Raw genomic sequence first — 11406 nt, forward strand, 5'->3', positions numbered from 1 at the left:
AGCCCTTTATAACGGCCTCGGCCCACGGTTCTTGAAGAACCGTAGTTGCAACTGTTGCTATCGGTATCCGGCGACGGTAGCTTCGTTCGATCGACATGAGCGTGACCATTGTTTCGCACGAGCCTACACCGCTCGGATCGGCGGAGGAACTTCTTCGGTTCCGTTTCGAAGCGGATGACGGCTCGGGCGTGTCCCGGTAGCCATTAGATCAGGCTGCGCATTGCCTGCGTGATCGTCGGCCATCTGGAGCGCCACGATGCGGTCACTGAACACTTCGATCAATCGTCAGCACGAATCGCGCCGACTATGGACTGCGCTCACGTATATGGATAACGACGTCTTGCGATGAATCGTCGAGAAAAGCCGAGGGCCGCGAATGGACGAATAGCTCGCGGCGGAGCCACCGATATGTCATCGGCGGTGCGAGGTCAAGCTCGAACTCGCGGAGTTGAACTTTGCACTACCTAGCTATCGGCAGAGTCCAAGCAGCGAGCATTTCGAGGCGCCACGCGATCACTGAATGCCCGCTTACAAAACAAGTCAACGCCCGACTCCGCTCGCAGCGATCTGCTTCTCGACATACTTCGCAAACAGCGCGTGCATGGCCGTCGTCGGGTGCAGGTAGTCAGCGAACATGTAAGTCTGGTCGGCGTTCGCGGCGACGTACGTGGACGGCGAGCACAACAGCGAAGTGTTGCGCGGGGTCCTGGAGGGATCGCATGCCTGCGCCGTGTTGGATACCGTGAACCCGTTCGCCTGATAGTTCTGGATGGTCTGCGTGGTCCATGTATAGGCATCGACGAGAATAACCTTGCTTTGCAGGTTGTTGGCCTGCAACGCGGTGAGCAGCGTCGAATTGAACAGTTGCGAGAGCCTTGACAGGTTGCCGCCGCCATCGGCCTGCTGAATACCATCCGGCGCCAGCCCGACATTAGGCACGTTGACCACGACGACATGCGTCGCGCCGGCCCCGACGATCTGCCCGACCAGCCCGGCGAGCGTCGTCGCCGCCGTCTGCACCGTCTGGTCGGCGGCGGGCGGCGAGCCTGCCCGAAGCACGTCGTTCGAGCCCGCCCAGACGAGCACCAGCTGATTCGAATTGAAGCTCGTATGCGCCGACAGATAGCTCGAGATCTGCTGACTGACCGGCATCTCGATGTCGCCGATCAGATCGGTGAGGAACTGCTCCTGATTGGCGGGCGTCGCGACGGTCGATCCGCCCTGCGCGTAGCCGAGACCGCTTTGCGCCTTCAGTTCATGGCCCGGATCGACTACATAGGCCGCAGTCAGCGTGTCGCCATAGTACTGCGCGACATCCTGCGACCAGACCTGGCCCGGGTTCGTCGTGAACCGTCCGCCGCCCACCGCACTGGCTATCGGCGCATAGGTGCCGACATCGGACAGACTGTCGCCGAATGCCACGACCTGCAGTTTGACGCCGCCTGCCGGGCTCGTCGAGGTGGCGCTCGTCGAATTGTCGCCGCCACCGCCGCATGACGTAAGCAGTGCAAGAAGTAAGGTAGAAATTGTCTTTCGCATCATCGGGTAAATGTTCGGCCTTTGCACTTGCTTGTCCATGTCCTCGTTATGGGCTGCGGCTTCGCGCTGCAATTGCGCGCTATGCATCCCGTCCGCAAGATCCCTCCGACGAGACGGAGCAAAATTGATGCACAGGCGCACTCTTGAATCAGCGTGTTCGCGGTGGCGCTCACGTCGTTGAACAGCAAGAGAATCCACGACCGCTCCCGCGCCATCGGGCGCAGATGTTGCTCAGCGGGCCTTGCGCACTGTACCGTTGTGATCGCTCGCAGCGCGTGAGGGGTCTCGTATTCAAGTATCAATCAGCGTTCGATGTTTCTTCCACTCAGCAGGGGACGACGATGCGTGCTATCTCCTCAGGCGTTCGGTTTGCGTCGGCAATCAGCCTGGCTCTCTGCATCGCCGGGTGCGGGGGCGGAGAATCGGCTGTTGCGGATACTGCTGTCGCGAAAGAGTCGGCGCACGGCAGCGCTTCATCCGCCACCGATAACGCAGCGCCGAACGGCAAATCGCAACACGCCGCGCCCGTCCGGCTGCAACGCTACACGATCGACCCCGCGAAGGTCTTCGTCGCGGGCATCTCATCGGGCGGCTTCGCTGCGGTGCAAATGCACGTCGCCCACTCCGCGACGTTCAAAGGGGCCGCCATCTATGCCGGCGGCGTGTACTGGTGCGCGGGCTTAGGCGGCGCTGCGACAGCGCTAGCGAACTGCGGTGGCTTGACGCTTCCGACGAATCAGGCGTCGTATAACAGTACGCTCGTTGCTTCGGAAACCTATCTCGACGCGCAATCGGCCCTCGGCACGATCGACTCATCGACGAATCTGCGCGGACAAACCGTCTACCTCTGGTCCGGCACGCAAGACGAGGTGGTCAATCCACTGGAGATGGGCGACCTGAAATCCGAGTACCAGCATTACGGCGCGAAGATTCACTTCGACAACGCGTTTCCCGCTGCGCATGGCTGGGAATCCCCCGACGGCGAGCTTGCATGCGGCACGCTCGGGAGCCCGTACATGGTGCGTTGCTCGGCCAACGGAGCGACCTACGACTCGGTCAAGACCTGGCTGACCATGTTCATCGGCCCGCTGAAGCCGCGCAACGGTGGCAAGCTGTCCGGCTCGCTGCTTACATTCGATCAGACCGAGTTCGGGGCGTCGCCGAACCTCTCGATGAGTTCGACGGGCAGCGTGTTTGTCCCGAAAGCCTGCGCGCAAGGGCAGCAATGCGGATTGGTGCTGGCGCTTCATGGCTGCTTGCAGCAGGCGTCGCTGATCGGAAACCGTTGGGTCACCGAAGCAGGCATCAACGAGTGGGCCGACACGAACAAAGTGGTCGTCGTCTATCCGGACACCGTCGCGTCGTCCGCGCCGGGGCCGACGAACCCTAACGGATGCTTCGACTGGTGGGGCTACTCCAATCAGTACGATCCCAACTACGCGCTCAAGAGCGGCGCGCAGTTGTCCGTGCTATACGCGATGGTGCGACGCGTGACCGGACGACCGTAGTCGACGCGAAGTGAGGGCTGTCATGCGCGACCAGCGTGTGACGATCAGGCATGCGCTGCTTGCGATGCTCCCACGGCCCGCGGCGACACTGCCCCGCACGCGCGAATGACGAGTCGCACGACTTCTTCCGTCTGTTCGTCGAAGGCTTTTTGCGTGAGCGCCCGCTTGCCCTTGAGCGCGCGAATCTGCGCATCGAAGTCGGCGTAATGCTGCGTGATCGCCCAGATCATGAACATGAACGTATCGGCTTCGACCGGCGCGAGCAGGCCGCGCGCGATCCAGCTTTCGATAACCTTCACCCGCGTATTCAGCCACGGCTTCACGCGCTCGCTGAGCATGTCCTGCATGTGATGCGCGCCGTGAATGATCTCGCTCGCCCACACTTTCGAGCCGAGCGGTCGTCTTCTCGACAACTCCATTTTCGCGCGCACATAACCGCCGATCGCTTCCACCGGGTCGTCGCTGCACTCGAACGTATCTGCCGCGCGGTGCCAGTCCTCGAATATGTCTTCCAACACGCGGCGATAGAGCGCGAGCTTCGTCGGGAAGTAGTAATGCAGATTGGCCTTCGGCAAGCCGGCGCGCTCGGCGATCATCGCCGTGCTCGCGCCTTCTAATCCTTTCTCGGCAAACACCGCTTCCGCACAGGCGAGCAGATGCACTTCGTTGCTTTCGCGAATCTGCGCACGGCGTCGCCGCGCGGGCGGCGGCGCGTCTTCGTTCGCGGTGATGCTGTTGGTGGCTTCGTCGTGTCTCATCGTCGCGCTCTTTGCCGTCTGTGTTGCATCGTGCCTGAATCGCGCCGTGGGCGCACGCCGCGCTGCATCGCGACGAAAGCATCGGCAAACCTCGCATGCATGGATGCTGCGACGCAATGGCATGGTTATCGCTTTTTCCGCTCCGTGTTTGCCCGCACACGAAATACGTTGATTTGCTTATTTTAATCGGCTAAAACCTGTCCAACCGGACAGGATTTGAAGCGCGCGCCGGTCACCGGAAAGCGCGCTCTTTGCAACGCCCATCGCAGAACGAAGAGACGTGCACAGCACGGGTGCGCGAACGCACTAGAAGCGCACCGGCACGCACGAACCGGGGTCACTCACACACGAAGTCACATCGTCAGGAGCGAGGCGCATGAACGTCCTAACGGATGCAGTCACAGAGGCCGGTCTCGATACGTCCATCCGCGTCAACGGCGCGCGGCTGTGGGAAAGCCTGATGACGATGGCCAAGATCGGCGCGACGCCGAAGGGCGGCGTCTGCCGTCTCGCGCTCACCGATCTCGATCGCGAAGGCCGCGATCTCATCGTCAGCTGGGCGAAGGCGGAGGGCTGCACGGTGCATGTCGATCAGATGGGCAACGTGTTCATGCGACGGGCGGGCCGCAATCTCGATGCATTGCCGGTCGTGACCGGCTCGCATGCCGACTCGCAGCCTACGGGCGGCCGTTTCGACGGCACCTATGGCGTGCTCGGCGGGCTTGAAGTGATTCGCACGCTGAACGATCGCGGCATCGAGACCGAGCATCCGATCGAAGTCGTCATCTGGACCAACGAAGAAGGCTCGCGTTTCGCGCCCGCCATGGTCGCATCCGGCGTGTTCGCGGGCGTGTTTGCACTGGAGTACGGGCTGTCGCGCAAGGACGTCGACGGCAAGACCATCGGCGAGGAACTCAAGCGTATCGGCTATGCGGGCGATGTTCCGTGCGGCGGTCGCAAGCTGCACGCGGCGTTCGAACTGCATATCGAACAAGGGCCGATCCTCGAAGCCGAAGACAAGACGATCGGCGTCGTCACCGATGCGCAGGGCCAGCGCTGGTATGAGATCACCCTGACGGGCCAGGAAGCGCACGCCGGCCCCACGCCGATGCCGCGCCGCAAGGACGCGCTGCTCGGCGCCTCGCGCGTGGTCGATCTCGTCAACCGCATCGGCCTCGACCATGCGCCGCTCGCGTGCGCGACGGTCGGCATGATGCAGGTGCATCCGAACTCGCGCAACGTGATTCCCGGCCGCGTGTTCTTCACCGTCGATTTCCGTCATCCCGACGATGCCGTGCTCGCGCGCATGGATGCCGCGCTGCGCGAAGGCGTCGAGCGCATCGCGGGCGAGATCGGCCTGCAAACCGAGCTCGAACAGATCTTCTACTACGAACCCGTCAAGTTCGATGCGGCTTGCGTGGCATCGGTGCGCGCGGCAGCGCAGCGCTTCGGCTACTCGCACCGCCATATGGTCTCGGGCGCGGGCCATGATGCGTGCTATCTCGCGCAGGTCGCGCCCACATCGATGGTATTCGTGCCGTGCGTCGACGGCATCAGTCATAACGAAATAGAAGACGCCACACAGGAGTGGATCGAAGCAGGCGCGAACGCGTTGCTGCACGCCATGCTCGAACGCGCATCCGAACCGGCTTCCTGAGCCGCGCCGTTTTTCAATCATCACGTCCGGCCGTCCGCTCTCTTGCGGACGGAGGGCACCGTCACGCCTTCGACAAGGAACGCGCATGACCATGAAGACCATCGGCGATATCGCGAGTCATCGACAGACGCACGAGCGTCTCGCGTGCGAATTCTCGGACGTCGCGCCGCTTCTCGACGCGACCGCTGCGGCCGCTGCTTCAAGCCGCTGCCACTACTGCTATGACGCGCCATGCGTGCAAGCGTGTCCTACGCGCATCGACATACCGGGCTTTATCCGCAAGATCGGCAACGGCAATCTGAAGGGCGCGGCCTCCGATATTCTCTCGGCCAATCCGCTCGGCGGCATGTGCGCGCGCGTGTGTCCGACCGAGATCCTGTGCGAAGGAAGTTGCGTGCGCAATCATCCGGGCGACGAGCCCGTGCAGATCGGCGCATTGCAACGTCACGCGACCGACTGGGCGATGTCGAATGACGTTGCGTTGTTCAGCCGCGCGCCGGAAACCGGAAGGCGCATCGCGATTATCGGCGCCGGACCGGCGGGGCTCGCATGCGCCTATCGACTGGCGCTCGCGGGCCATCGCGCCGTGATCTTCGATGCGCGCAACAAGCCGGGCGGTCTCAACGAGTTCGGCATCGCGGCCTACAAGACGGTCGACGACTACGCGCAGCGCGAGATCGAGTGGCTTCATTCGATAGGCGGCATCGAAATCCGCACCGGTCAGGCGCTCGGACGCGACTTCGCGCTTGACGAGTTGCGCAAGCAATATGACGCGGTGTTTATCGCGCTGGGGCTCGCAGGCGTGCGCGAACTCGCACTCGAAGGCGAGTCGCTGAACGGCGTGATGAACGCGGTCGATTTCATCGAGCAGGTGCGTCAGGCCGATGACCTCGCGAGCGTGCCGGTCGGCCGTCGGGTGGTCGTGATCGGCGGCGGCAACACAGCCGTCGATGCGTGCGTGCAAAGCCGCAAGCTCGGCGCGACGAGCGTGACGATGGCGTACCGGCGCGGCGTCGAGAACATGAGCGCGACATGGGCCGAGCGCGAGTTCGCGCAGACTCATGGCGTGCACATCGTCACGCATGCGCAGCCCGTGCGTCTGATCGGCGAGAACGGTCAGGTGACAGGCGTCGAATTCCAACGGGACGCCGAGCGCTTCGTGATCGAAGCCGACATGGTCCTGAAGGCGATCGGTCAGACGCTCGTGCCCGTGGGCATCGGGCGCGAACTGCTGACGCTCGACGGCGGGCGCATCGTGACTGACGAGAATCGGCAAACAACGCTCGCCAAAGTGTGGGCCGGGGGCGATTGCGCCACCCACGAAGGGCTCGATCTCACCGTGCAGGCCGTGCAGGACGGCAAGCTCGCGGCCGCGTCGATCGACGCGTCGTTCGAGCTGACTGCAATCAAAGCCGCCTGATTCGAAGAGGAGACACGAACATGGCCGATCTTCGCTGCAACATCGCCGGCATCTCGTCGCCGAATCCTTTCTGGCTCGCTTCGGCGCCGCCTACCGACAAAGCCTACAACGTCAACCGCGCGTTCGAGGCGGGCTGGGGCGGCGTCGTGTGGAAGACGCTCGGGCTCGATCCGCATGTGGTGAACGTGAGCTCGCGCTACGGCGCGGTGCAATGGAACGGGCAGCGCATCGCGGGGCTCAACAACATCGAGTTGATCACCGATCGGCCGCTCGACGTGAACCTGCGCGAGATCGAGCAAGTGAAACGTGACTGGCCTGATCGCGCATTGATCGTTTCATTGATGGTTCCGTGCAACGAGAAAGACTGGAAGTGGGTCCTGACGCAAGTGGAGGACACCGGCGCGGACGCAGTCGAACTGAACTTCGGCTGCCCGCACGGCATGAGCGAACGCGGAATGGGCGCAGCCGTGGGGCAGGTTCCCGAGTACGTGGAGATGGTGACGCGCTGGGTCAAGGAAGGCACCAGGCTGCCGTGCCTCGTCAAGCTCACGCCGAATATCAGCGACATTCGCATGGGCTCGCGCGCCGCGTTCAAAGGCGGCGCGGACGGCGTGTCGCTCATCAACACGATCAACTCGATCGTCGCCGTCGACCTCGACCAGATGGCGCCCATGCCGACCGTCGATGGCAAGGGCACGCACGGCGGCTATTGCGGACCGGCCGTGAAGCCGATCGCGCTCAACATGGTCGCGGAAATCGCGCGCGATCCCGAGACTCCCGATCTGCCGATCTCGGGCATCGGCGGCATTTCGTCGTGGCGCGACGCGGCCGAGTTCATGGTGCTCGGGGCAGGCAGCGTGCAGGTGTGCACGGCGGCGATGCACTATGGCTTTCGCATCGTCAGTGATCTGGCCGATGGCCTCTCGAACTGGATGGACGAGAAGGGCTACGCGAGTCTCGACGACATTCGCGGCCGCGCCGTGCAGAACGTCACCGACTGGAAGTACCTCAATCTCAAGTACGACATCAAGGCGCGCATCGATCAGGACAAGTGCATCAAGTGCGGACTGTGTCATATCGCGTGCGAGGACACGTCGCATCAGGCGATCCTGAAGGAGAAGGACGGCAAGCGTCATTTCGAAGTGGTGGATGCGCAATGCGTCGGCTGCAACCTGTGCATGCACGTCTGTCCCGTCGAGCAGTGCATCACGATGGAACGCGTCGATGCAGGCGAATACGCGAACTGGACCACGCATCCGAACAATCCGGCTCGCGAGAACGTCGAGGAGCCCGCGAAAGCGGCCTGAATCACACGCAGCGCTCGTCATTGACCCCCGCCGCGCGCATCGCGCGCAGATGCGATAGCGCGGCGAACACTTAAGCGGAGTGCATCCGATGAATCAGACAGCGCGTAACGTCGAAGCGAGCAGCCTTTACAACGACGATCTGGCGCCGACCGGCCCGGCGCAACGCACGTGGAAGTGGTATCACTTCGCGGCGTTGTGGGTCGGCATGGTGATGAACATCGCGTCGTACATGCTGGCGGCGGGACTCACCGATCAGGGCATGTCGCCGTGGCAGGCCGTGATGACCGTGCTGCTCGGCAACGTGATCGTGCTGGTGCCGATGCTTCTGATCGGTCATGCCGGCGCGAAGCACGGCATTCCCTACGCGGTGCTCGTGCGTTCGTCCTTCGGCACGCAGGGCGCGAAGCTGCCGGCGCTGTTGCGCGCGATCGTCGCGTGCGGCTGGTACGGCATTCAGACGTGGCTGGGCGGCAGCGCGATCTATACGCTGCTGAACATCCTCACAGGTAATGCGCTGCACGGCGCGGCTTTGCCGCTGATCGACATTTCCATCGGGCAACTCGGCTGCTTTCTGCTCTTCTGGGCGCTGCAGCTCTACTTCATCTGGCATGGCACCGATTCGATTCGCTGGCTCGAAAGCTGGTCCGCGCCGATCAAGGTGGTGATGTGCGTCGCGCTCGTGTGGTGGGCAACGTCGAAGGCGGGCGGCATCGGTTCGATGCTCTCGGCGCCGTCGCAGTTCGTGGCCGGCGGCAAGAAGGAGGGCATGTTCTGGGCGACGTTCTGGCCCGGCCTCACCGCCATGGTCGGATTCTGGGCAACTCTCGCGCTCAACATTCCGGACTTCACGCGCTTCGCACGCACGCAGCGCGATCAGATGGTCGGACAGTCGATCGGCCTGCCGCTGCCGATGGCGCTGCTCTCCGTGATCTCCGTCGTTGTGACGTCCGCGACGGTGGTGATCTACGGCAAGGCGATCTGGGACCCGATCGATCTCACGAGCCGCATGACGGGCATCGGCGTGGGTGTGGCGCTCGTCATTCTCACGCTGGATACGATGTGCTGCAATCTCGCGGCCAACCTCGTCGGACCCGCTTATGACTTTTCGAGCCTGTGGCCGAAGGGCATCTCGTATCGCGCGGGCGGCATGATCACGGCGACCATCGCCATCGTCATGATGCCGTGGAAGATTCTCGCCACCACGCAAGGCTATATCTTCACGTGGCTCGTCGGCTACTCGGCGTTGCTCGGGCCGGTCGCGGGCATCATGATGGTCGATTACTTCTTTATTCGCGGCACGCGGCTCGATCATCGCGAACTCTTCGAAGAAGACGGCGAGTACTCGTATCACGGCGGCTGGAACATCGCCGCGGTCGTCGCGCTACTCATCGGCGTATTGCCGAATCTGCCCGGATTCCTGCATACCGCGTTTCCCGCATCCTTTCCCAACGTGCCCGCGTTCTTCAACACGGTCTACACGTATGCGTGGTTCGTCGGCCTCGTGCTGGCCGCGCTCGTGTATGGATCGTGGATGAAACTGCGCGGCAGCCCGCGTGCCGACATGCTGAGCGCTTGAACATCAACGGAGGACGACACATGCCTATTCTCATTCGCGGCGGCACCGTCATCGATGCGGACCGCAGTTATCGCGCCGATGTGCTGTGCGCCGATTCGCAGGCGGGCGGCACGATACTCGCCATCGGCCAGGACATCGATATTCCCGCCGACACGCAGATCGTCGATGCAGGCGGCCAGTACGTGATGCCCGGCGGCATCGATCCGCATACGCACATGGAACTGCCGTTCATGGGCACGACCGCAAGCGACGACTTCTATAGCGGCACCGCGGCGGGTTTGTCGGGCGGCACGACGAGCATCATCGACTTCGTGATTCCGAGCCCCAAACAGCCGCTCATGGACGCGTTCAGGGAATGGCGCGGCTGGGCGGAGAAGGCATCGGCGGATTACGGCTTTCATGTTGCCGTGACGTGGTGGGACGAGTCCGTGCATCGCGACATGGGCCTGCTCGTGCACGAACACGGCGTGTCGAGCTTCAAGCACTTCATGGCCTACAAGAACGCGATCATGGCCGACGACGAAGTGCTCGTGAACAGCTTCACGCGCTCGCTGGAACTGGGCGCGTTGCCGACTGTGCATGCGGAGAACGGCGAACTCGTATTCCAGTTGCAGAAGCAGTTGCTCGCGAAGGGCTTCAAGGGACCGGAGGCGCATCCGCTGTCGCGTCCGCCCGAAGTGGAGGGCGAGGCGGCCAATCGCGCGATCCGTATTGCACAGGTGCTGGGCGTGCCGCTTTACATCGTGCATGTGTCGGCGAAAGATGCGGTCGATGTCATCGCGAAGGCGCGCAACGACGGCCTGCGCGTGTTCGGCGAAGTGCTGCCGGGCCATCTCGTGATCGATGAATCCGTGTACCGCGATCCCGACTGGACGCGCGCCGCCGCGCACGTGATGAGTCCGCCGTTTCGCACGAGCGAGCATCGCGAGGCGCTGTGGCGCGGGCTGCAATCGGGCCAGTTGCATACCACGGCGACGGATCACTGCGTCTTCTGCGCGTCGCAGAAAGCGATGGGACGCGAAGACTTCACCAAAATTCCGAACGGTTGCGGCGGCGTGGAAGATCGCATGGCCGTGCTGTGGCATCACGGCGTGAACATGGGGCGTCTCACGCCCAACGAGTTCGTGCGCGTGACATCGACGAACGCGGCGCAGATCTTCAATCTGTACCCGCGCAAGGGCGCGGTGCAGGTCGGCGCCGATGCGGACCTGGTCGTCTGGGATCCGCAGGCGTCGCGCACGATTTCCGTGAAGACGCATCATCAGCAGGTGGACTTCAATGTCTTCGAGGGCATGACGGTGCAGGGCGTGGCGACGCACACGCTCACGCGCGGCGCGCTTGCATGGACCGATGGCGCTCTGCGCGCAGTGCGCGGCGCGGGGCAATATCTGAAGCGTCCGCCGAACGCATCGTATTTCGAAGCCGCGCGCGTGGCGAACAAGCTGAAGGAACCGCATCCCGTGGAGCGTGCCGAGACGGCTTGAGTCCGGCGCGATGAAAGAAGCCCTGCGTTGGAATGCGCGGGGCTTCCTTGCGATATCAGCGAACCTGACATCGGGGACGCCGACGATGAACTCGTCGACGGTGACAAAGCGGAAAGCGCACCACGTCATGCGCGGTCTTGATCTCTTCGATCAACGC

The 11406-nt window shown here is 63.1% G+C and carries 8 protein-coding genes; 6 read left to right on the forward strand and 2 right to left on the reverse strand.

The genetic code is table 11. The features are described from left to right. Positions 1 to 540: 540 nt before the first annotated feature. The gene (locus NCR34_RS23580) at positions 541 to 1542 is read right to left on the reverse strand and encodes an SGNH/GDSL hydrolase family protein (protein ID WP_248323368.1); all 1002 of its coding nucleotides are present in this window, start codon (positions 1540 to 1542) and stop codon (positions 541 to 543) included. 338 nt (positions 1543 to 1880) lie between these two features. Between NCR34_RS23580 and NCR34_RS23585 the strand changes: the two genes are divergently transcribed. Beyond that, entirely contained in the window at positions 1881 to 3047 is a 1167-nt protein-coding gene (locus tag NCR34_RS23585) for an extracellular catalytic domain type 2 short-chain-length polyhydroxyalkanoate depolymerase (protein WP_250501181.1), read from the forward strand. Positions 3048 to 3091: 44 nt separating this feature from the next. On the opposite strand, the gene NCR34_RS23590 is transcribed toward NCR34_RS23585, so the two are convergent. After that, complete coding sequence (locus NCR34_RS23590) at positions 3092 to 3805, reverse strand: TetR/AcrR family transcriptional regulator (RefSeq protein WP_248323366.1); 714 nt, start codon at positions 3803 to 3805, stop codon at positions 3092 to 3094. A gap of 376 nt (positions 3806 to 4181) precedes the next feature. Between NCR34_RS23590 and NCR34_RS23595 the strand changes: the two genes are divergently transcribed. From NCR34_RS23595 to hydA, 5 genes are all read left to right on the forward strand, one after another. Further along, positions 4182 to 5462, forward strand: coding sequence for a Zn-dependent hydrolase (locus NCR34_RS23595; protein WP_250501182.1), 1281 nt, complete (start codon positions 4182 to 4184; stop codon positions 5460 to 5462). Positions 5463 to 5547: 85 nt separating this feature from the next. Next, a complete protein-coding gene (locus NCR34_RS23600) occupies positions 5548 to 6882 on the forward strand; it encodes an NAD(P)-dependent oxidoreductase (RefSeq protein WP_248323364.1) in 1335 nt (444 codons plus the stop codon). A 20-nt stretch (positions 6883 to 6902) separates the two neighbouring features. Further along, positions 6903 to 8189: an NAD-dependent dihydropyrimidine dehydrogenase subunit PreA gene (gene preA / locus NCR34_RS23605; RefSeq protein ID WP_248323363.1), complete on the forward strand. Its 1287-nt coding sequence runs from the start codon at positions 6903 to 6905 to the stop codon at positions 8187 to 8189. 88 nt (positions 8190 to 8277) lie between these two features. Beyond that, positions 8278 to 9765 (forward strand): NCS1 family nucleobase:cation symporter-1, encoded by a 1488-nt coding sequence (locus tag NCR34_RS23610; protein WP_250501183.1) that lies wholly within the window; start codon positions 8278 to 8280, stop codon positions 9763 to 9765. Positions 9766 to 9785: 20 nt separating this feature from the next. Next, entirely contained in the window at positions 9786 to 11249 is a 1464-nt protein-coding gene (gene hydA / locus NCR34_RS23615; protein WP_248323361.1) for a dihydropyrimidinase, read from the forward strand. Positions 11250 to 11406: the final 157 nt, after the last annotated feature.

Source organism: Caballeronia sp. GAWG1-5s-s (genome assembly GCF_023631445.1).
Lineage (GTDB): Bacteria > Pseudomonadota > Gammaproteobacteria > Burkholderiales > Burkholderiaceae > Caballeronia.